The sequence below is a fragment of the Flavobacterium sp. genome, assembly GCF_035299005.1.
In the GTDB taxonomy this organism is placed as follows: domain Bacteria; phylum Bacteroidota; class Bacteroidia; order Flavobacteriales; family Flavobacteriaceae; genus Flavobacterium.
Window position 1 is genome coordinate 16668 of record NZ_DATGXL010000001.1, and the last position, 21538, is coordinate 38205.

Here is a 21538-nt window from a genome sequence, read left to right on the forward strand (position 1 = left end):
AAAACATGAACTACGGAAAAGAATTTAAAAAATATGCTACTAAGCATCATGGAGTAAACAGTTTATATTATGATAAAATAGTTGGAAGTATGACTCCATATATCATTGAAGAACGCCAAATGAATGTAGCTTCAATGGATGTTTTCTCTCGTTTAATGATGGATAGAATTATCTTTTTAGGAACAGGGGTTGATGATTATGTGGCTAATATCATTCAAGCACAATTATTATTCTTAGAAAGTGTTGATGCGTCTAAAGATATCAGTATTTATATCAATTCACCAGGAGGAAGTGTATATGCCGGATTGGGAATTTATGATACAATGCAATTCGTAAAACCAGACGTAGCTACAATCTGTACAGGAATGGCAGCTTCGATGGGAGCAGTTTTATTGTGTGCAGGAGCAGAAGGAAAGCGTTCTGCGTTACCACATTCAAGAGTAATGATACATCAACCATCTGGAGGAGCTCAAGGGGTAGCAACCGATATGGAAATCAACTTAAAAGAAATGTTGAAATTAAAAGAAGAATTATACCAAATTATTTCTCAACATTCAAAACAACCTTATGATAAGGTATATAAAGATAGTGAAAGAGATTATTGGATGATTGCTGCCGAAGCGAAAGAATATGGAATGATTGACGAGGTTTTAACAAGATAATTTAAAGAGTAATTAGTGATTAATAAATAGTGTGAGCTAATTACTAATCACTTTTCACTAATCACTATAAAATGGCGAAAGAAGTATTAGAGTGTTCATTCTGCGGAAGGAAAAAGCCTGAAACTAATTTATTAATTGCAGGGATTAATGCGCATATATGTGACAAATGTATCGAACAAGCTCATGGAATTGTTCTAGAAGAATTAAAACAATCTGGAAATTCTGATTTAATTGCGGATTTAATTTTATTAAAACCAAAAGAAATTCGTGCTTTTTTAGATGATTATGTAATTGGACAAGATCAGACAAAAAAAGTGATGAGTGTAGCGGTTTACAATCATTACAAGCGTTTGATGCAAAAGCAATTGGAAGATGAAGTTGAGATTGAAAAAAGTAACATTTTAATGGTTGGACAAACTGGAACCGGGAAAACATTAGTGGCAAAAACTATTGCAAAAATGTTGAATGTTCCTTTGGCAATAGTTGATGCAACTGTTTTAACCGAAGCAGGTTATGTAGGAGAAGATGTAGAAAGTATCTTAACTCGTTTATTACAAGCCGCTGATTATGATGTGGCGAAAGCCGAGAGAGGTATTGTTTTCATTGATGAAATAGATAAAATTGCTCGTAAAAGTGATAATCCATCTATTACACGTGATGTTTCTGGTGAAGGAGTACAACAAGCATTATTAAAATTGTTAGAAGGAACAATTGTTAATGTGCCACCAAAAGGAGGTAGAAAACATCCTGATCAAAAATTTGTTGAAGTAAACACGCAAAATATCTTATTTATAGCTGGTGGTGCTTTTGACGGAATTGAAAGAATTATTTCAAAGCGTTTGAACAGACAAGCTGTAGGTTATAGTTCGTCTATTGGGACTGATCATATTGATAAAGACAACTTATTGCAATATTTGATACCAAAAGATGTGAAAGATTTTGGTTTGATTCCTGAAATTATTGGGCGCTTACCCGTTTTAACTCACATGGATCCTTTAGATGCAGAAACATTAAGAGCAATTTTAACAGAACCTAAAAATGCCTTAATTAAGCAATATAAAAAATTATTTGAAATGGATGAGGTAACTCTTGAAGTTGAAGAAGAAGCCTTAAGTTATATTGTTGAAAAAGCTTTAGAATACAAATTAGGAGCGAGAGGATTACGTTCGTTATGCGAGGCTATTTTAACGGATGCTATGTATGAATTGCCAAGTTCTGAAGAGAAGCATTTACAAGTAACGAAAGAATATGCTGAAAATAGTTTAAGTAAAAATTTATTACAGCGTTTAAAAGCAGTTTCCTAGTTATACCAATTACATTATAATTAAAAAGGTCGCCAATTGGCGACCTTTTTATATTTAAGCATTTTTCTTTTGCCCGATTGTTTTTACTTGTTTAGCGTGAACGTATCTTTTTTGACAACTCCAACCTCCAGAACATGAGGTTAATAATAATACAGTTGCAATGGCTAAAACTAGAGAGAATTTTTTCATTTTGTTTAGAGAGTTTTTTATAGTTGTGATTAATTGTGTTATTTAATAATTTTAAATTCGACTCTTCGGTTTGTTTGGTCTTGTTCAGCTGAACATTTGTCACATTTATTTAATAGTTGACTTTCTCCATAGCCTTTATATGATAATCTCGAAGCAGCAATTCCTTTGTTGATTAAATATTGGTATGAAGATTTAGCTCTTCTTTCAGAAAGTTTTAGGTTATAATCAGCAGTACCTTTATTGTCAGTATGGGCGTTAATTACAATGGACATCTCTGGATTGTTATTTAAAACCTCAACAATTTTATTTAAAGATAATGTTGACTCTTGTTTGATACTAGCTTTGTCAAAATCAAAGTATATGTTTTCAATAACAATCGCATCTTCGGTAACAACTGCTTTTTTCTGTTTTAATGTAAGTGTTTTGTTTGTGTCGCCTGTAGAAATTTGAGTAGTTTTAGGTTCATAACCATCTTTTTCAACCGTAGTTGTGTATTGAGTTAATGGCTCTAACTGTAATCTTACTTTTCCTTTATCGTCTGTTTTTGTGTTAGCAATAACATCTCCAAATTCATTTTTAACAACAATTTTTGCATTTGGCAGAGCAATACTTGATAGTTCTTCTACTACGGTATAATCGTTATATTGGTTTTCTTGTGTTTTGATATCAAATTTTAAAATATCAAAATTTCCTGCTGCATGTTTATCTGTAGAAATATAACCTTTAGATGGTGAAGTCATTACAAATGCAACATCATCTCTTCTAGAGTTCAAATCAGTACCTAAATTTAAAGCAGGTAAGAAAGAGTTGTCAACTTTAGCAGATCTAAAAACATCATATCCACCAATGTTTGTATGACCTTTAGATGAAAAATATAAATATTTATTATCAGAAGATATGAAAGGGTATTTTTCATCAGTAGCCGTATTAATAGTAGGTCCTAAATTGACTAATTTCCCTATTGTTCCATCTTCTAAAATAGGTGCTTCATATATGTCAAAACCACCAAAACCACCAGGAATGTTTGATGCTATATAAATTTTCTTACCATCAGGAGAAACGCTTGGAGTCTCTACAGAGTAATTTGCGGGTACAGCATTTAAATTAGTAATATTTGTCCACTTCTTTGCGTCTTTTTCATTTAATTCTGCTTTGTGAAGTGTAAAAATTTGATTGTTTTCTGGGCTCTCTTGTGTAAAATAGATTGTTCTTTGATCAGGTGAAAAACCTAATGAACCTTCATTTTTGTCAGAATTTAAGGCTTGAGAAAAAAGTAAAGGGAATGATAAGCTACCATCTTCTTTAATATCTACACAGTATAAGTTATTATTTGGTTCATTGGTTACTGGATTAACAGTAATTTCAGCGTGTCTATGTTTTTTGTTAGATAAAATAATGTATTTGTTTTTGAAAAACGATGTTCCAACTTCATTCAGTTCAGAATTAATGCCAGTATCGTTGATTAAAAAATTTAAACCTTTAGTAGATTTATTAATTACATTGATAATTGAGTCTAATCCTTCTGAGCGTTTTGGTTCTTGTGAGTATGCAGTAAAAGTTCCAATAAGTAAAAATAAAGTTAGTATTTTAGGGAAATTCATAAAATTAAATACTTAATTAATAGTAGGTTAATGTTTTCTTAAAACGAGTGCAAAATTAAGACTATATTTCAGATAAAAAATCTTTTGTATAATAATTATCATAAAACTCGATAAAGTGCAAAAAAAATCGATTTCATGACAAATGAAATCGATTAAATTTTAAATATTTTTTTAAAAAGTAAAATTATACAACATGTGTTTTATGAATATCTTTATAAATTTCTTGTTTTGTTGAATTTTTATTGATTTCACATCTTCTGTAAGGGCCACATTTATAACGTCTTGGACCACATGAAAACGATGATATTATAACTATTGATATCAGTAAAATGATTACTACTTTTTTCATTTTATTTTTTTATAAATTAAGTAAGCTTTCTAAATAATTTCGTTCATTTGATAATCTCGGAATTTTGTGTTGTCCTCCAAGTTTATCTTCTTTTTTTAACCAGTCATAAAAAAGATTCGCTCGAGCAACATTTAATACTAACGGATTTAAGGTCATATTGTTGTATCGCTTGGCTTCATAATCAGAATTGAGTGCTTGAATATTTTCATCTAATGCTAAACTAAATTTTTCAATATTTTCTGGCGGATTTTTAAATTCAATAATCCATTCATGTGCTCCCTTTTGCTTGTCACTCATAAAAATGGGAGCGACAGTATAATCAACAATTTCACAGTTAAACATAGCACACGTTTTGGCTATGGCAGTATCTGTATTTTCTACCATTAATTCTTCGCCAAAAACATTGATGTGATGTTTGGTTCTTCCAGAAACTTTAACTCTATATGGATTTAATGAAGTAAATCGTATTGTGTCTCCAATTAAATAACGCCATAAACCTGAATTTGTAGTAATAATTAATGCATAATTTTTATTCAATTCAACCTGATTTAGTCTAATTACGCGTTGATTTAATGTTCCAAAAGTGTCCATTGGAATGAACTCATAAAAAATACCATAATCTAACATCAATAGTAGTTCGTCAGAATTATTTTGATCTTGAATGGCAAAAAAACCTTCAGAAGCATTATATATTTCGTAATATTTAAAATTGTCCTTTGGAAATAATTTTTTGTATTGTTCCTTATAAGGTTCAAAACTTACACCTCCATGAAAGTAAACTTCTGCATTTGGCCAAAGTTCTAATAAATTTGATTTTCCTGTTGTTTCTAATGCTTTTTGGAGTAAAACTAACATCCAACTTGGCACGCCTGCCAAACTTGTAACGTTTTCATTAATCGTTTCATTAATAATTGCAGGAAGTTTTGTTTCCCAATCGCCCATTAGTGATATTTTACTGCTTGGAGTTGAGCTAAATTCTGCCCAAATAGGCATATTATCAATCAAGATAGCTGATAGGTCACCAAAAAATGTATTATTATCTTCATACAATTGCTTGCTTCCACCCAAACGAAGACTTTTCCCTACAAAAAGTTGCGAATCTTCGTTGTTGTTTAAATACAAACACAATAAATCTTTACTAGCTTTATAATGACAGTTTTCTAATGCTTCTGTGCTTACAGGTATAAATTTACTTTTAGCATTGGTAGTTCCGCTGGATTTAGCAAACCACTTAATGTTGGAATTCCAAAAAACATTTTGTTCACCTTTTCGAGTCAATTCAATTAAAGGTTCTAAATCTTCGTAAGTTGATACCGGGATTCTTTCGCTAAAGCTTGTGTAACTTTTCATAGAAGAAAAGTCATATTTCTTACCTATTTGAGTGTTTTCGGCTGATTTTATTAGGCTGAAAAGTAATTCTTCTTGTACTTCATGTGGGTATTTTAAAAACAACTCCATTTGATGAATCCGTTTTTTTAAAATCCAAGTTGCAAAAGAATTTATGATTTGTAATGGCATTTAGCTAGTTCTAATTTTGAATTATTAAAAGGGAATAATAACTTTACCAAAAATAGCATTTTTTTTAAATAATTGAGCAAAAAAGAAAATCTTTACACGAAATGATATATCAAGGCACACTTTCTAAAATGCAAACCGAATTAAGTAACCCAATTCAGTATTACTTGGTTTTTGAAAACAGTTTTTTGAATCTTAATCAACTTTTGGGAAAAAATCTTGAAATTGAATTTCAAGGATACCAATGTTTAAATTGTGGAAAAGCCAAAAAGATTTTCCGTCAAGGTTTTTGTTATGATTGCTTTATGAGTAGTCCAGCGGTAGGTGATTGGATAATGAAACCTGAATTAAGCACTGCTCATTTAGATATTGAAGATAGAGATTTAGCTTATGAAAAGCGTGTGCAATTGCAACCTCATGTGGTGTATTTAGCTTTGTCAAGTGAAGTAAAAGTAGGAGTGACAAGAAAAACACAAGTGCCCACAAGATGGATTGACCAAGGTGCTGTTCAAGCGATTCCAATTGTAGAAGTTCCAAACAGATATTTAGCAGGAATAACAGAGGTAGCGTTGAAAAATCATTTTGCTGATAAAACCAATTGGCAAAAAATGCTAAAAAATGAAGTGCCTAACATGGATTTAATTGCTGAACGCAATAAAGTTTTTGATTGGTTGCCAAATGAAGTAAAAGAGTATTTTCCAAATGATGAAAAAATTATTCAATTGGATTTTCCTGTATTACAATATCCAAAAAAAGTAAATAGTTTAAATTTAGATAAAACACCGAATTTCTCAGGAAAATTAGCTGGAATTAAAGGACAATATCTACTTTTTGAAGACGGAACCGTTTTTAATGTGAGAAGTTATGAAGGTTATGTGGTGAAGATGAGTTTATAAAAAGAAACCCTTTCAAATTTGAATGGGTTTCTTTTTTATTTCGAATTTATTCTTTTTTCTTCTTTTTAAGCCAACCATTTAATGCATCAGTTGCTTTGGTCTTAATTTCTTCTTTAGGAGTTGTTTTGGGTTTTGTTGTATCTGTTGCAGTATTCGTTCCAGATGTATTACCTTTAGTTCCGCCTAATAAATTACCTAACGCTGTTGTTCCTTGGTTAATATACTTGTCTTTTTGCATTTTTACTAGTTGAGTGGCCAAGCTAGTAGTGGCTTGTTTCATGTCGGTAGTGATTTTGGGTTGTTTAAAGTTGCCTCCAAGTACCGCATTTACAGGAACATTTTCAATTTTCTTTTGATCAGCAGGTGTGAGTTTTGCAATTAAATTATTAACTTCTGTTCCCATATATTTTGCAGGGACATCAAATTTTAAATTGTAATTCATGCTCTGATCAAAACCGTGCGTTCCACCTACATTTACTGTAATATCTTGATATTTTATGTCAAACGGTTTAACGTTTACTTTTCCTTCTTTAAAGGATAATGCCGCTTTTACATCGTTTAAATTTACCTTACTCATATCAATAAATTTAACTTTAGAACTCAATTGTGTTAGTAATTCTGAGTTTTTCTCATTTATTGTTGTAGATAATAGTTGTCCGAATAAATCACCTGATATCGTTTTTAAATTAGGTGTCATATCTTGTTGTAAATCACCCGACAGTTTTATTGTAGAATTAATTTTTCCGTTAACTACACCAGCAATAGGAGCAATAGATTTTAACATATCTAATTGCGTAAATGATTCCGCAATATTGACTTTGTCTAAGCCTAAATTCATATTAAAAGTTGGCGTTTTTCCTTTGGTTGAAACCGTTCCGGTTAATCCAATGTTTCCTCCAAAAATGCTCATTTTTAAATTATTTAAGGATACAGCCTCATCTCTGATAACCATATTACCAGAAACATTTTGTAGGTTTAAATTGTCATAGATGACTGTTTTTGCTTTTGCCGTAATACTACAATCTAAAAAAGAAGGGATTTTTACAGCTTCTGTTGTTTTCTTGCCTTCATTATTAGTGGTTGTAGTTGGAGCCATAAAATCTGAAACAACTAATTTATTGGCACTCATTGTGAAGTTTCCTTTTAGGATTTGATTTTTGAATACAAAACCATAAAAGTTATCTAAAGTTCCTGTTACTTGTAAATCAGAAGTTCCAGTTTTTGCATCAAATTGATTTAGACGAATTTGACTAGGATTGAATGCAACTGCTGCTTGATTAATTTTGAATGGTTTTGCCATTTCTGGGCCTTCATAATTAAAACCAGTTAAACTAACTAATCCTGAATTTTGAATGTTTTGATACTGACTCGTTTCTACCGATTTCATGTCAAATTTTGTCTTAACATTGGCTTTTAAAATTCCAGTTAAAGGCTTGTCTAATTTTACAGGATAGGCTTTGGTGACATTTGCTAAATTTATGGTTCCTTTTAATTCGGCATCAACAAGCGCATTTTCTGCTATGTTTTTAATAGTTGCTTTTGCATTAAAAACATCTTGATCAATAGCAAATGATAAATTATGTAAATTAACATAAGTGTCGTTCATTAAGCCAGTTTCGTTCACTATATGTGTGTCAATTACAATGTTTTTAACTGATTTTGGTAAGTCTGGATACTGGAAAGATGCGTTGCTTGAGGCAATTTTTACATCAAATGCAGGAATAGTAGTTTCGGTTAAATTTCCTTTTACTTTTCCGTCAACTGAAAATTGTCCTGTTGTTTTTACTTTGTTAATATCGCCAGAATATGCTGCAGGAATTAATCCCAAGAAATTTTTAAAATCAGAAGTTGGTGTTTTAAAAGTTAAATCATAGGCTTGACCTGTTTCCACCATTTGGATAAATCCGTTGAATTCTAACGGTAGCTGATTAATTAAGGCTTTGTTGTCTTTGAATTCATATTTGCTTTTTTCTAAATCAATTCCTAAAATGGCATCTAATGAAATGGATACATTGTTCATATAGTTCATTTTATCCATATCAAAAGATAGTTTTGCTGTAGTTTTAGTTTCTAAATCTAATTTTTGGGCAGCAAAATTTCCTTTTCCTTCGTGATTAATGCTATCTAAAACCATTTTCATTTTTGAACCTTCATCTAGATAAGTGAATTTTAAATTTTCAACTTCATAGTTTTGAATGTTTAAGGCAAAAGGTTTACTGTCAGATGATTTTTTATCGGTTTCTTCTTTTAGTGCGATGTCAAAATTACCAACGCCATCTTTATTGAAAATGATGTTTACAATTCCGTTAATAGTACTAAAACTTTCTAAATTCATAGCTTCACCATCACCTTTAAAAAGCTCTTTAACGCTCATGGTTAAATTAGTTTCTCCAGCATATAAAAGTGTATCGTTTTCAAAAGGAGCTTTTGTTATAATGCTTAATTTTTCTATTGAAACATTTGCTTGAGGGAAACTTTTGAAAAGACTTAAATCAACATCTTCAAAGGCTATGGTTGCATTTACGTTTTCATTCAATGTTTTGGCAATCATTGCTTTGATTTTGTCTTTAAACAAGAATGGTGCTGCTGCCAATGCTATGATGGTTACTAATAGGAATATTCCAGTTCCTTTTAAGATTTTTTTCAACATAATTGTAATTTTTGAAGTGTAGGATGAATTGTATGACACAAAATTAATACCAATTATATAAATAAGTACTAATTTTATGTGAAACTTAAAAAAAATCCCAAAAACGAAATGCTTTTGGGATTAGAAACAATTTATTATTTTAATTACTTGATACTGATTTCATAAGGCATCATTGCTTGAACTCCTTTTCTGCTTTTTACGCGTTTGATTTGTTCTAACATTTGGAAACCTTCTTCGCCTAACTGTTCTTTTAAAAGTTGTTCTTTGGTTTTGAACATTGCCATTCCAGTGAAATTTGCTAATAAATCTTCAAAGTTTTTTTCATATTCAGGAAAGTTCTCTGTTCTGTATGATGTAGTTTTTCCTAATTTAGCAGCATATTTAATAGCATCTTCTAGGCCTCCAATTTCATCTACCAAGCCTAATTTGTGCGCGTCAACGCCAGTCCATACTCTTCCTTGAGCAATAGCGTCTACTTGAGATGTTGTCATTTTTCTTCCATCTGCTACGCGTTTTAAGAAAGTAGTATATGTTTTTTCTATGCTTTCTAACACATATCCTTTGAAGTTTTCGTCTATTGGTTCAAAGATACTATAGCCGCTTGCGTTTTCATGTGTTTTTACTTGTTCAGCATTAATTCCAATGTTTTTTCCTAATTGGTTCATGTTTGGTAACATTCCAAAAACGCCTATAGATCCTGTAATTGTGTTTGGTTCTGCAAAAATTCTATCTGCATTGGTTGAAATATAATAACCGCCAGAAGCAGCATAATTACCCATAGAAACCACAACAGGTTTAACTTTTTTAGTGATTTCAATTTCTCTCCATATTAATTCAGAAGTTAAAGCACTACCTCCAGGACTATTCACTCGCAATACAATCGCTTTTACATCATCATCGTTACGCGCATCTTCTAATGAACGTTTGATTGAACCTTCACCAATAACGTTTACATCACCTTCGCCACCAGCAATTTCACCTTGAGCATAAATCACAGCAATAATATCATCTTTTGAATAATCTTCAACAGATGTCGCTGCTGTTTTAGCATAATCTGTGATGCTTACAATGTTGTATTTTTCTTTTTTATCAACTTTTAATTTTGTTCTAATTGCATTGTGATATTCGTCTTCATAAGCTACTTTGTCAACTAATTTATTTGCTAAAGCTAATTCAGGTGTTCTTGCACCTAATGTATTTGCAATAGCATCAAGTTGTGCAACTGTAAGGTTTCTACTTTTTGCAATATCTGAAACGATTGTTCCCCAAACCGAATTCAATAAAACGGTCATTTGCTCGCGATTTTCAGGACTCATTTCTTGTGCTAAAAAAGGTTCTACAGCACTTTTATATTTCCCATGACGAATCACTTCAAATTTAATACCTGATTTTTCTTGCAAATCTTTCATGTATAAAATTTCTGAGGATAATCCTTTGAAATCTACTTCTCCAACAGGATTTAAATACACTTGATCAGCTACAGAATTCAAATAGTATTCACCTTGTGTGTAATAGTTGGCATAGGCATACACAAATTTTCCTGATTTTTTAAATTCTTCTAATTTATCACGAACAGATTTGCTTTGTGCTAAACCTAATTGTGATTGATTGTTTAAAATAGAAATCCCTTTGATTTTATCATCTGCTTTTGCAGCTTCAATTGCATTTAAAATATCGGTAACACCATCATGATGTGCTTCAAAATAATTGAAGTCTTTATAATTTGTTTTTCCAGCATAGTCTAATGATACTTTTGATAAGTCTAATTCAATCACTGAATTTTCTTTTATCTTAACAGTATCTTCGCCACTTCCTGCAATAGCACCAATTATGATTATTCCGAAGAAGAAAATCATACAAAAAATAAATATCCCAACAATAGTTGCTAATACATTTCCTAAAAATCTCATTTCAATTTATTTATTAATTATCTATAAGTAGTAAAATGAATAAAATTGTTACATGTTCATAAAAAAACTGAAAAGGTAAATTATAAGTCTAAAATAGTTTGTTATTTTGCCAATATGAGTCAACATCAAGTCATTTTATCATTAGGAAGTAATCAAGGCAATCGATTAGAAACGATTAAGTCTTGTATTGATTTGATTCATAATGAAGTAGCTGTTGTGGTTAAAGTTTCCAAAATTTATGAAACACCTGCTTGGGGTTTTGAAAGTGAACCTTTTTATAATTGTGCAATTTTAATTCACACATCAAAATCAGCTCAAAAAATTTTGAACCAGGTTTTAAAAGTTGAAAAAAAATTAGGAAGAGTCCGAGTAAATGAACAAGGTTATCAAGCCCGTATTATAGATGTAGATATCATCGCTTTTGATGAAGAAATTATCTCGACAGAAACCTTACAAGTTCCACATCCATTGATGCAAAATAGAAAGTTTGTATTACAACCCATGTTGGATTTAGGATTAAATTGGGAACATCCAGTTCTAAAAAAATCTGTGGCTCAATTGTTAGTTTTAACAGAAGATAAAAGCGAAATAAAAGTTTTAAATTCAATAGTTTCGCCAATTGAACAATTAGAATTACAACAATTCAATTACATTGCTATTGAAGGAAATATTGGTGCAGGAAAAACTACATTAGCATCAAAATTAGCTGAAGATTGCAATGCAAAATTAGTTTTAGAGCGATTTGCTGATAATCCTTTTTTACCAAAATTTTACAAAGACCAAAGTCGCTATGCTTTTCCTTTAGAAATGTCTTTTTTAGCTGATAGGTACCAACAATTATCGGATGATTTAGCGCAGTTTGATTTGTTCAAAGACTTTGTGGTAGCTGATTATCATATATTTAAATCATTAATTTTTGCTAAAGTTACGCTTCAGGAGGATGAATTTCGTTTGTACAAAACGATGTTCGACATCATTCACAAAGAAATGCCTAAGCCTGATTTGTACGTGTATTTGTATCAAAACACTGAACGACTTTTAGAAAACATCAAAAAGCGTGGCAGAAGCTATGAACAAGAAATTCCAGCTGATTATTTGGAGAAAATAAATCAAGGCTATTTAGACTATATCAAAACTCAAACCGATTTGAATGTATTGATAATTGATGTTTCTGATTTAGACTTTGTAAAAAAGCAAGAAGATTATGTTTTTTTGTTGCAAAAAATACATAAAAAAATAAATTAGCGTAATAATGAAAAATGACCTTTGATGATTTGATTCGTTTCTGGTATTTCAGTTGAAAACCAATAATCTGCAGCTGGCATTTTTTCATTATTAAAACTTCCATCCCATAAAATGTTGTTTGTGTGTAGCGTTGTTAGCAGTTTTCCATATCTATCAAAAATGTAAGTTTTTGCATTGGGAAAAAACTGAGTGCCTTTTACAAACCAAAAATCATTGTTTCCGTCGTTGTTTGGAGTGAAAAATGTAGGTGTTGAAATAAATATAAAAGATTGAATGTCAATGCCACAATCGTAAAAGTCTTTTACATAAGCACTGTATAATCCGCCATTTGTTATTGAAAAAAAGTTAGAAGAATAAAAATTTGTACCATCAATAGAATAAAGAAAATTTCCTGAATTTGTAGTGTTAATGGTAATTCCATCCATTTGCACCTTAATGGAATCTATTTCGGGGATTGGGTTGGTAGTTACCAAAAAATTCTTTGTAGCGCTACAACCGAAACCATTGGTTATTACAACCGAATAATTTCCTGCTGCAACAACAGTTATATTTTGACTTGTTTCACCAGTTGACCACAAATAAGTTGCACTACTAATCCTAGATTGCAATTGAGCGGAAGTGTTTTCACAGAAAGATATGTTTTCATCAAATACAGTTGGGATAGGTTGAACATCAATAGTAACAGCGGTTCGATTTGAAAGACAGCCGTTATTGTCTGCTTCAAAATAATAGGTAGTGGTTGTATTTAAAATTGGAGTTGTAAAAGAATTTCCGCTAAATAAAAGCGACGTACTTGTTGGAGAAGCATACCAATTTATTGTTCCAATAGTTGAAGTAGCATTTATTGTTGTACTTGTATTTTGACAAATAGGATTTGGCTGTATGAAAGAGGTAGTAGGTATTTCGTTTATCGTAGCTGTAATCATGGTTCTGGTTCCTGTTGAACAACCTATTGGGAATGCGTCTACATAATAGTTAGTGGTAGTGTTTAGAATAGGAGTAGTAAATGTGTTTCCAGTAAAAACTGGAATACCTCCAGTCGAATTAGCATACCAATTAACGCTTCCTGTGTTGGCTGAAGCTTGAAGTGTCACAGTTCCATTTCCACAATTTGAGGAATTTGTAAAACTTGTAATTTGAGGAATTGTAATTGTAGCAGTAGTTGAAATATGTAAAACAGGGTCTCCTGGCATTCCACCATATTCTACAATATAACCTTTAGGCTGATAATTTCCACTAGTAGCTCCCGTTAAACTCAAATCATTCCATGAGCCAGGTTGACCGACGCCTGGAGCAGTAACATGAGCATAATCTTCATCACCTTGATTGTTTGGTTCGTTGGTATTCCAAAAAGAGAAGTTAGGAGTACTTCCATTTATACCTCCATTCCAAAAAATAGTTCCTGCTTCGGGTCCTGACGCCCATTTCCAAACACCTTCAGTTTCTTCATCAGTTCCTCCAATCCATCCTGCTCCAGAAGCTTGAATTCCAGAAATTTGAACTTCATCCATAGACGTTATCGTTGCCAAATAGCCTTGTAGTCCATAATAAGTTGAGGAAGCTGCAGCATTTTTTGCATTTAACCAACTAATTCCAGTATTTGGGATATATTGATAATAATGATCGGTTGATTCTAAGTAATTGGCTTGTCCAACTGTAATTGAAAAAACACGTTGACCGTTTGGATTTATTGAAGTGTTTGAAAAGACAATTGCTTCAATAGCGGCAGTAAATTCCAAGTAAGTAGGGTTTCCACTCACACCGCTTAATGTTAACTTTCCTTCTGTTGCGTTCCAAGATGTGGTTATTGTGGGATGAACGCCTGTTAAAGTTAAAGTGTCTTGTCCTAAAACATATCCCGAGGATATTTGAACATACATTGCCTGAATACCAATATCATCAGGGTCAATAATTGACATATTTGTAACTATTGGCAATGAACTTTGAGGACAATATATTTGATTTCCAGTAGCGGTTAAAACTGGAGCAATATTTTGTGAATAAACAATACTTGATAACAAGAGTAGGGTTAAGAATAAATTTTTAATAGTAATCATTCCGTAAAGATACCGCAAACGCTAAATTAAAAAAACTATTTTTTTGTGATTATTTTTTGAAATAAATCCCAAATCACAATTCCAGCACTCACCGAAATATTCAACGAATGTTTGCTGCCCAATTGCGGAATTTCAATTACTCCATTGCTTAAATTAATGGCCTCTTGCGAAACGCCTTTTACTTCGTTTCCAAAAATTAAGGCATATTTTGTATTGATTTCTGGTTTAAAGTTATCTAACATAACTGCATTTTCAGTTTGTTCTACCGAATATACTTTTACATTTTCCGATTTCAATTGATTCACCACCTCTAAAACATCTTTTTTGTGTTCCCAAGTTACAGTTTCAGTAGCACCAAGAGCTGTTTTGTGAATTTCTTTGTTTGGCGGAGTAGCCGTAATACCACACAAATAAATTTTCTCAATCAAAAAAGCATCCGAAGTTCTAAAAACCGAACCAATATTATGTAAACTTCTAATATCGTCTAAGATTACAATAATAGGTGTTTTTTGAGCTTCTTTAAACTCGATGATGTTTTTGCGTTCTAATTCAGCGTTGGCTAATTTTCTCATGTGGCAAAAATAAGGGAAATGTCGCAATTAGGCAATTTGTCAATGTCACATTTTAAATATATAACTCATTTAAGATATAAAAGTTTTTTCGGTCTTTGCGAAAAACTTAACTTCTTTACGTTAAAAATTTTAGATTTTAGTCTTGCTACTTAATTCTTTTATCTTAATACTTTATTTTCTTACCTTCGCAATCATACTTAAAATTTTAAATTGTGGCTAAGAAATCTGCAGCAACTCCCGATAAAACACCAAAGGAAACGCCTTTAATGAAACAATACAACGAGATAAAAAACAAATATCCCGATGCGTGTTTGTTATTTCGTGTGGGCGATTTTTATGAAACTTTTGGAGAAGATGCTGTGCGCGCATCACAAATTTTAGGGATTACCTTAACCAAGCGTGGTGCTGGTTCTGAAACCGAGACTGCTTTGGCAGGATTTCCACATCATTCAATCAATACGTATTTACCTAAGTTAGTTAAAGCTGGACTTCGAGTAGCGATTTGCGACCAATTAGAAGATCCAAAAATGACTAAAACTATCGTAAAACGTGGTGTTACGGAATTAGTTACGCCTGGAGTTTCGATGAATGATGAGGTGTTGCAATCCAAGTCAAATAACTTTTTAGCATCTGTTCATTTTGGTAAAAAATCACTTGGTGTTGCTTTTTTGGACGTTTCTACGGGTGAATTTTTGGTTTCGCAAGGCAATGAAGAATACATTGATAAACTATTACAAAACTTCCGACCAAGTGAAATTTTAATTCCGAAACAATTTAAAAATCAGTTTAATTTGGTTTTTGGAGACGATTTTCATACCTTCTTTTTAGAAGATTGGGTGTATAAAGATGATTATGCGTTAGAAAGTTTGACCAAACACTTTCAAACCAATTCGTTAAAAGGCTTTGGCGTAGAAGAATTAACCGATGGTTTGATTGCTTCGGGTGCGATTTTGTATTATTTGTCGGAAACACAACATAATAAAATCCAACATATCACAAACATTCAACGTATTGCTGAAGATGCTTACGTTTGGATGGATAAATTTACGATTCGAAATTTAGAATTGTATCACAGTTATAATCCAAATGCAGTAACGCTTATAGATGTGATTGACAAAACGCTTTCACCAATGGGAGCAAGGCTGTTGAAACGTTGGTTAGCACTTCCATTAAAAGATGTTTCAAAAATTAGAAGTCGTCATGAAGTGATTTCGTATTTGAAAACCAATCCAGAAGTTTTACAGCAAATTCAATATCAAATCAAACAAATTTCCGATTTAGAACGTTTGATTTCAAAAGTGGCAACAGGAAAAATTTCGCCAAGAGAAGTCAATTTCTTGAAAGATTCGTTAGATGCGATTATTCCGATAAAAACATTGGCTTTGAGTAGTGATAACGAAGCGTTGCGAGTTATAGGGGATAGTTTACATGCTTGTGAATTGTTACGCGAAAAAATCAAAACGACCATTCAAGAAGATGCACCAGTAAGTGTTAATAAAGGAAACGCAATTGCCGTTGGAGTTCATTCGGAATTAGATGAATTACGTGCGATTTCATCCACTGGGAAAGGATATTTGGAAGAATTAGAGCAAAGAGAAAGTGCTGCTTCGGGAATTCCTTCCTTGAAAGTTTCGTTCAATAACGTTTTTGGTTATTATATTGAAGTTCGAAATACACATAAAGATAAAGTTCCAGCCGAATGGATTCGTAAGCAAACCTTAGTGAATGCAGAGCGATATATTACGGAAGAATTAAAGGAATACGAATCTAAAATTTTAGGTGCCGAAGAGAAAATACATCAGTTAGAAACACAATTGTTTGAACAATTAGTGAATTGGATTGCAACATATATTAAACATGTTCAATTGAATGCTAATTTAATTGCGCAGCTAGATTGTTTGACTTCTTTCACGCAATTAGCGATTGATAATAGATATGTTTGTCCTGATTTAGATGAAAGTTTTGATTTGGAAATTAAAGAAGGGCGTCATCCTGTAATTGAAAAGCAATTACCTGTTGGTGTACCGTATATTTCGAATGATGTGTATTTGGATAGGGAAACCCAACAAATTATAATGATTACTGGCCCGAATATGTCGGGTAAATCTGCAATTTTGCGTCAAACCGCTTTAATTGTGTTGATGGCCCAAATGGGAAGTTTTGTTCCAGCAGAAAGCGTCCGAATGGGTGTAGTAGATAAAATTTTCACCAGAGTAGGAGCAAGTGATAATATTTCGATGGGCGAATCTACCTTTATGGTAGAAATGAACGAAACCGCTTCGATTTTGAATAACATTTCGGAAAGAAGTTTGGTGTTGTTAGATGAAATTGGACGAGGAACTTCAACCTATGACGGAATTTCGATTGCTTGGGCTATTTCAGAATATTTGCATGAACATCCAAACAAACCGAAAACTCTTTTCGCCACGCATTATCATGAATTAAACGAAATGGAAGTTACGTTTGACAGAATTCAGAATTTTAATGTTTCGGTAAAGGAATTAAAAGATACGGTTTTATTCATTCGTAAATTAGTAAAAGGTGGAAGTGCGCATAGTTTTGGTATTCACGTAGCAAAAATGGCTGGAATGCCTCAAATTGTGATTCAAAAAGCACAAAAATTATTGAAACAATTGGAAAAAAGACATTCTAGTGAAGAATTATCCGGAATTAAATCGGCTAATGATGAATTGCAATTGAGTTTCTTTAATTTAGACGACCCGCTTTTGGAAGATATTAAAGAAGAAATCATGAGTATTGACATCAACACATTAACGCCAGTGGAAGCATTGATGAAGTTAAATGAAATAAAAAGAATGTTGGTTAAAAAATAATTTCAAAATAAATAATTAGTTATCAAAAGGTTATAAAAAAGATTTAATTTTTATTCTAAAAGTGCTTGCAAGAATAAAAATATGTACTATATTTGCACTCGCAATACGGAACAAGTATAGCAACGTTCTTTAAGAGATAACGAAACGAAACGCGAAAATAGCTCAGTTGGTAGAGCGCGACCTTGCCAAGGTCGAGGTCGCGGGTTCGAACCCCGTTTTTCGCTCTACTACCAAAAATATTTGCTCGAGTGGTGGAATTGGTAGACACGCTGGACTTAAAATCCAGTGGGTAGTAATGCCCGTGCGGGTTCAAGTCCCGCCTTGAGTACAAAAAGCTTCAAACTATGTTTGAAGCTTTTTTTGTTTCTAAAATTCTTTAGTATAGAATTTTCTATTATCTTTAAAAAATTCTTACAAATAATCAATAACATCTATATGGGAACATTTGTAATCGCACAACGATTAAGTGGGGCTTATAAATATGAATTTGTTTCAAGAAAAGGCAAAACGATTTTCACAAGTAACGATTTTGAATTGCGATTTGAATGTGAAGATCAAATAGGGCTACTCAAAAGTTCTTTGGATAGATGTGTTTTTATGCGTTTTAAATCTTCTAGTGGTAAGTTCTTTTTTCGATTGATATTGGATGAACACGAGATAGCGGTAAGCCGAAGATATACTACTCAGTTGTTACTTCAAAAAGGGATTGATGAAATAATTAAATATGCTGATAAAGCAGAATTTTTGGATTTTTCATCTGCTGAAGATATATTTGGGACCTTGTAATAATAAAAAAAACCCTGCAATGCAGGGTTTTGTTTTTTTCTGTGAGTAACTAATTACTTAGCAGGTGCAGCTTCAGCAGCAGGTGCAGCAGCTTCAGCAGCAGGTGCAGCAGCGCTATCAACAGCAGTAGAATCAGCAGTTACAGCAGTAGAATCAGCAGCAGGAGCTTCAACAACAGTTGAGTCAGCAGCAGCTTCAGTGTTTTCAGCAGCTTCTTTACAAGAAACGAACATAGCAGCAACAACTGCTAAACTTAATACAATTTTTTTCATTTTTTTAATTATAAAAGGTTAAAATTTTGTTTTGAATAGACTTTCACTATTCTGCTTTTTTTATATTGTTAAAAAAAAGCCCCACCTTGTGGAGCTTAATTTTTTCTGTCAGCAATAAATTACTTAGCAGGTGCAGCTTCAGCAGCAGGTGCAGCAGCTTCAGCAGCAGGTGCAGCAGCGCTATCAACAGCAGTAGAATCAGCAGCAGGAGCTTCTTCAACAGCAGGAGTTTCAACTACAGTTGAATCTACAGCTTCTGTAGTTTCAGCAGCATTTTCTTTACAAGAAACGAACATTGCAGCAACGATTGCTAAACTTAAAACAACTTTTTTCATCTTACTAAATTATAAAGGTTAATTATTAATTCGGAGCAAAGATATAAATTTTTTAACATGTCAAAATATTTTTAGACAAATTTTTTTAATTTTTTTTCTTTGGATTCCGAAATGCTATATTTCAAATCTCGTGCCAAACTATTATTTTGATATTTTTTTTGTAATTATTTGGCTGTCTGTTTTTTAGGATGTACTAATTTCATCTCGTCTAATAAGTGACTTGCTCCTGCAAATTTGTCAATTATGAATAGTACATATCTGGCGTCAACCATAATGTTTCTACAGATTTCAGGGTCATAATTAATATCACTCATAGTACCTTCCCATACCCTGTCAAAATTTAATCCAATTAAATTTCCGTTTGCATCTATTGCTGGGCTTCCAGAATTCCCACCAGTTGTGTGGTTTGTTCCAATAAAACATACAGGCATTTTTCCTGATGCATCAGCATAGATTCCGTAATCTTTGTTTTTTTCTAGTTCTAATAATTTTGCGGGAACGTCAAATTCATAATCCCCAGGTATATATTTTTCAATAATTCCGTCTAAATGAGTTACAGGTTCATAATATACAGCGTCACTTGGATTGTAGCCTTTTACTTTTCCATAGGTTACGCGTAAAGTGCTATTTGCGTCTGGGAAAAAGCGTGCATTAGGGAAAAGTTCTAATTGAGCCTTCATATAATTGCGTTGTAATGCTGCAATTTGTAAGTTGATTTCATCATATTTAGGTGAAATATTTTTGTAGAAATTATCAGCTAATTCTTTAACTAATAAATAGCCCTTGTCTTTGTTTAGTCTTTTTAAAATTGTTTTTGAATCTCCTTCAAACAACTTTTTAAGCGTGTTATACGAAGTTAATTTAGATTTTGAATATACTTCAGTTGTCAAAGATTTATAATCTTTGTTTTTTAATACTTCTGGTGCTAATGGTGACTTTGTTCCATATAAAGCGATTAATTGTTCAAAAACTTTTTCATCTACTTTTGCACTAAAATCTTTATAAAATCCTTCAGATTCTTTTATAAAGTTGTTTTTACGATCTGTAAAAGCTTGTTCTCCTTTTGTTTTGTATACTTGTTCTAATTGGTATATTTTAAATCCTAAACTTAATAATTCTGTATTTCTTAAAACTACTTCTACAAAATAATCTCTAGCAAGTGCATAATCATTGATCGCTTTGTAATTTTTATCAAAATCGGTCAATAGATTACCATACTCATTTTGTTTTCCTTGAGCAATTATTTTTTCTGAAAATTGTTTTTCAAAATCTTGTTTTAATGCTACAGCATTTGATTTTTTTAATCCTTTGCTTTCTCCAATCCATTTTTTCCAATAGTTAGCAACGCTAGCATATTTTGAAGCATATTGAATTTTAATTGCCTTATCTTTTCGCATGAAGCCATCCTGTACTTTCAAAGCTGCATCACGAATCTCAATTTTTGCTGGATTTAAAGTATTTACAATTTGTTCAACTGCATGTGAAGGTAAATATTCTTGAGTTCTTCCAGGAAAACCAAAAACTAATGTAAAATCATTTTCACTAATTCCATCTAAAGATATTGGTAAAAAGTGTTTTGGTGTATAAGGGATATTATCTGCGGCATATTCTGCAGGTTTATTGTCTTTGTTGGCATAAATTCTGAAAAGCGAGAAATCACCTGTGTGACGTGGCCAAACCCAGTTGTCAGTATCTGATCCAAATTTTCCAATTGATGAAGGAGGTGTTCCTACTAATCGAATGTCTTTAAATGTTTCGGTAACAAATAATAAATATTGATTTCCTTCGTAGAATACTTTAATTCTGTTTTCTTGCCATTTTTCTTTTGGAAAAGTAGCTTGAATTTTAGTTATATTTTCTTGAATTTTCTTTTGTTTTTCTGCTTCAGATTTTGATGATAGAACATCTTCCAAAACAGCGTTTGTTACATCATGAATGCTAATAATCAGTGTAGCAACCATACCGGGATTTGGTAATTCTTCAGCATTGTTTTTTGCCCAAAAACCATCTTGTAAATAATCGTGTTCTACAGTAGAATGACTTTGTATAGCATCATAGCCACAATGATGATTGGTTAGCATTAATCCTTTTGGAGAAATAATTTCAGATGTGCAGCCACCGTCAAAGTGAACGATAGCGTCTTTTAAACTAGATTGGTTTACAGAATACACTTCTTCGGCAGATAATTTCATACCAAGTGTTTTCATTTCTGATTCGTTCATTCCTTTTAACATACTAGGTATCCACATACCTCCTTGTTGAGCAAATGTTGGAAGAACAAATAAAATAAGTAGAACTCTTAAAAATTTCATGATGTAGTTGTTATTTTTCATAATGCATTTAAAATCGATTGCAAGATAC

General features: G+C 32.1%; 16 protein-coding genes and 2 tRNA genes. 8 read left to right on the top strand and 10 right to left on the bottom strand.

Annotated features, from left to right (window positions below):
* The first annotated feature begins 5 nt into the window (after positions 1 to 5).
* Both clpP and clpX read left to right on the top strand, forming a co-directional pair.
* On the top strand, positions 6 to 662 hold the full coding sequence (gene clpP, locus VK164_RS00090; RefSeq protein ID WP_166236397.1) for an ATP-dependent Clp endopeptidase proteolytic subunit ClpP: 657 nt from the start codon (positions 6 to 8) through the stop codon (positions 660 to 662).
* A 71-nt stretch (positions 663 to 733) separates the two neighbouring features.
* A complete protein-coding gene (gene clpX, locus VK164_RS00095) occupies positions 734 to 1966 on the top strand; it encodes an ATP-dependent Clp protease ATP-binding subunit ClpX (RefSeq protein WP_324207416.1) in 1233 nt (410 codons plus the stop codon).
* A gap of 54 nt (positions 1967 to 2020) precedes the next feature.
* Here clpX and VK164_RS00100 read toward each other — a convergent pair whose 3' ends face one another.
* The 3 genes from VK164_RS00100 to VK164_RS00110 form a co-directional block, all read right to left on the bottom strand.
* A complete protein-coding gene (locus VK164_RS00100) occupies positions 2021 to 2155 on the bottom strand; it encodes a hypothetical protein (protein WP_324207417.1) in 135 nt (44 codons plus the stop codon).
* A gap of 38 nt (positions 2156 to 2193) precedes the next feature.
* The gene (locus tag VK164_RS00105) at positions 2194 to 3756 is read right to left on the bottom strand and encodes an OmpA family protein (protein ID WP_324207418.1); all 1563 of its coding nucleotides are present in this window, start codon (positions 3754 to 3756) and stop codon (positions 2194 to 2196) included.
* 358 nt (positions 3757 to 4114) lie between these two features.
* A complete protein-coding gene (locus VK164_RS00110) occupies positions 4115 to 5623 on the bottom strand; it encodes a GH3 auxin-responsive promoter family protein (protein ID WP_324207419.1) in 1509 nt (502 codons plus the stop codon).
* A 101-nt stretch (positions 5624 to 5724) separates the two neighbouring features.
* Between VK164_RS00110 and VK164_RS00115 the strand changes: the two genes are divergently transcribed.
* Entirely contained in the window at positions 5725 to 6516 is a 792-nt protein-coding gene (locus tag VK164_RS00115) for a DUF2797 domain-containing protein (protein ID WP_324207420.1), read from the top strand.
* Positions 6517 to 6562: 46 nt separating this feature from the next.
* On the opposite strand, the gene VK164_RS00120 is transcribed toward VK164_RS00115, so the two are convergent.
* Positions 6563 to 9166: an AsmA-like C-terminal region-containing protein gene (locus VK164_RS00120; protein ID WP_324207421.1), complete on the bottom strand. Its 2604-nt coding sequence runs from the start codon at positions 9164 to 9166 to the stop codon at positions 6563 to 6565.
* A 143-nt stretch (positions 9167 to 9309) separates the two neighbouring features.
* Positions 9310 to 11076 carry a signal peptide peptidase SppA gene (sppA, locus tag VK164_RS00125; RefSeq protein WP_324207422.1) on the bottom strand — a complete coding sequence of 589 codons (1767 nt, stop codon included), beginning with the start codon at positions 11074 to 11076 and terminating at the stop codon, positions 9310 to 9312.
* Positions 11077 to 11190: 114 nt separating this feature from the next.
* On the opposite strand from sppA, the gene folK reads away from it, so the two are divergent.
* The gene (gene folK / locus VK164_RS00130) at positions 11191 to 12321 is read left to right on the top strand and encodes a 2-amino-4-hydroxy-6-hydroxymethyldihydropteridine diphosphokinase (RefSeq protein ID WP_324207423.1); all 1131 of its coding nucleotides are present in this window, start codon (positions 11191 to 11193) and stop codon (positions 12319 to 12321) included.
* Here the strand turns inward: folK and VK164_RS00135 are convergent.
* Together VK164_RS00135 and VK164_RS00140 are read right to left on the bottom strand one after the other, a co-directional pair.
* Entirely contained in the window at positions 12318 to 14378 is a 2061-nt protein-coding gene (locus VK164_RS00135; RefSeq protein WP_324207424.1) for a T9SS type B sorting domain-containing protein, read from the bottom strand. The genes folK and VK164_RS00135 overlap by 4 nt on opposite strands.
* A 35-nt stretch (positions 14379 to 14413) precedes the next feature.
* Positions 14414 to 14950, bottom strand: coding sequence for an RNA methyltransferase (locus tag VK164_RS00140; RefSeq protein ID WP_324207425.1), 537 nt, complete (start codon positions 14948 to 14950; stop codon positions 14414 to 14416).
* Positions 14951 to 15216: 266 nt separating this feature from the next.
* On the opposite strand from VK164_RS00140, the gene mutS reads away from it, so the two are divergent.
* From mutS to VK164_RS00160, 4 genes are all read left to right on the top strand, one after another.
* Positions 15217 to 17784 carry a DNA mismatch repair protein MutS gene (gene mutS / locus VK164_RS00145; protein WP_324207570.1) on the top strand — a complete coding sequence of 856 codons (2568 nt, stop codon included), beginning with the start codon at positions 15217 to 15219 and terminating at the stop codon, positions 17782 to 17784.
* Between the two features lie 151 nt (positions 17785 to 17935).
* Positions 17936 to 18008, top strand: a tRNA-Gly gene (locus tag VK164_RS00150).
* A gap of 18 nt (positions 18009 to 18026) precedes the next feature.
* Positions 18027 to 18112, top strand: a tRNA-Leu gene (locus VK164_RS00155).
* A gap of 107 nt (positions 18113 to 18219) precedes the next feature.
* Positions 18220 to 18570, top strand: a complete 351-nt coding sequence (locus VK164_RS00160) for a YegP family protein (protein ID WP_324207426.1) — start codon at positions 18220 to 18222, stop codon at positions 18568 to 18570.
* A gap of 53 nt (positions 18571 to 18623) precedes the next feature.
* Here the strand turns inward: VK164_RS00160 and VK164_RS00165 are convergent, their stop codons facing one another.
* The 3 genes from VK164_RS00165 to VK164_RS00175 all read right to left on the bottom strand — a co-directional run bounded on the left by VK164_RS00165 (position 18624) and on the right by VK164_RS00175 (position 21489).
* Positions 18624 to 18842, bottom strand: a complete 219-nt coding sequence (locus tag VK164_RS00165; RefSeq protein ID WP_324207427.1) for a hypothetical protein — start codon at positions 18840 to 18842, stop codon at positions 18624 to 18626.
* 119 nt (positions 18843 to 18961) lie between these two features.
* A complete protein-coding gene (locus VK164_RS00170) occupies positions 18962 to 19177 on the bottom strand; it encodes a hypothetical protein (protein ID WP_166236409.1) in 216 nt (71 codons plus the stop codon).
* Between the two features lie 164 nt (positions 19178 to 19341).
* Positions 19342 to 21489 carry a S46 family peptidase gene (locus tag VK164_RS00175; protein WP_324207571.1) on the bottom strand — a complete coding sequence of 716 codons (2148 nt, stop codon included), beginning with the start codon at positions 21487 to 21489 and terminating at the stop codon, positions 19342 to 19344.
* Between the last annotated feature and the right edge of the window lie 49 nt (positions 21490 to 21538).

Excerpts from the sequence above, each read along its gene's own strand:
- VK164_RS00110 (WP_324207419.1), bottom strand. The coding sequence starts at position 5,623 with ATGCCATTACAAATCATAAATTCTTTTGCAACTTGGATTTTAAAAAAA.
- VK164_RS00170 (WP_166236409.1), bottom strand. The coding sequence starts at position 19,177 with ATGAAAAAAGTTGTTTTAAGTTTAGCAATCGTTGCTGCAATGTTCGTT.
- VK164_RS00135 (WP_324207424.1), bottom strand. The coding sequence starts at position 14,378 with ATGATTACTATTAAAAATTTATTCTTAACCCTACTCTTGTTATCAAGT.
- mutS (WP_324207570.1), top strand. The coding sequence starts at position 15,217 with ATGAAACAATACAACGAGATAAAAAACAAATATCCCGATGCGTGTTTG.
- clpX (WP_324207416.1), top strand. The coding sequence starts at position 734 with ATGGCGAAAGAAGTATTAGAGTGTTCATTCTGCGGAAGGAAAAAGCCT.
- VK164_RS00105 (WP_324207418.1), bottom strand. The coding sequence starts at position 3,756 with ATGAATTTCCCTAAAATACTAACTTTATTTTTACTTATTGGAACTTTT.
- VK164_RS00175 (WP_324207571.1), bottom strand. The coding sequence starts at position 21,489 with ATGAAATTTTTAAGAGTTCTACTTATTTTATTTGTTCTTCCAACATTT.
- clpP (WP_166236397.1), top strand. The coding sequence starts at position 6 with ATGAACTACGGAAAAGAATTTAAAAAATATGCTACTAAGCATCATGGA.
- VK164_RS00160 (WP_324207426.1), top strand. The coding sequence starts at position 18,220 with ATGGGAACATTTGTAATCGCACAACGATTAAGTGGGGCTTATAAATAT.
- VK164_RS00140 (WP_324207425.1), bottom strand. The coding sequence starts at position 14,950 with ATGAGAAAATTAGCCAACGCTGAATTAGAACGCAAAAACATCATCGAG.
- folK (WP_324207423.1), top strand. The coding sequence starts at position 11,191 with ATGAGTCAACATCAAGTCATTTTATCATTAGGAAGTAATCAAGGCAAT.
- sppA (WP_324207422.1), bottom strand. The coding sequence starts at position 11,076 with ATGAGATTTTTAGGAAATGTATTAGCAACTATTGTTGGGATATTTATT.
- VK164_RS00115 (WP_324207420.1), top strand. The coding sequence starts at position 5,725 with ATGATATATCAAGGCACACTTTCTAAAATGCAAACCGAATTAAGTAAC.
- VK164_RS00165 (WP_324207427.1), bottom strand. The coding sequence starts at position 18,842 with ATGAAAAAAATTGTATTAAGTTTAGCAGTTGTTGCTGCTATGTTCGTT.
- VK164_RS00100 (WP_324207417.1), bottom strand. The coding sequence starts at position 2,155 with ATGAAAAAATTCTCTCTAGTTTTAGCCATTGCAACTGTATTATTATTA.
- VK164_RS00120 (WP_324207421.1), bottom strand. The coding sequence starts at position 9,166 with ATGTTGAAAAAAATCTTAAAAGGAACTGGAATATTCCTATTAGTAACC.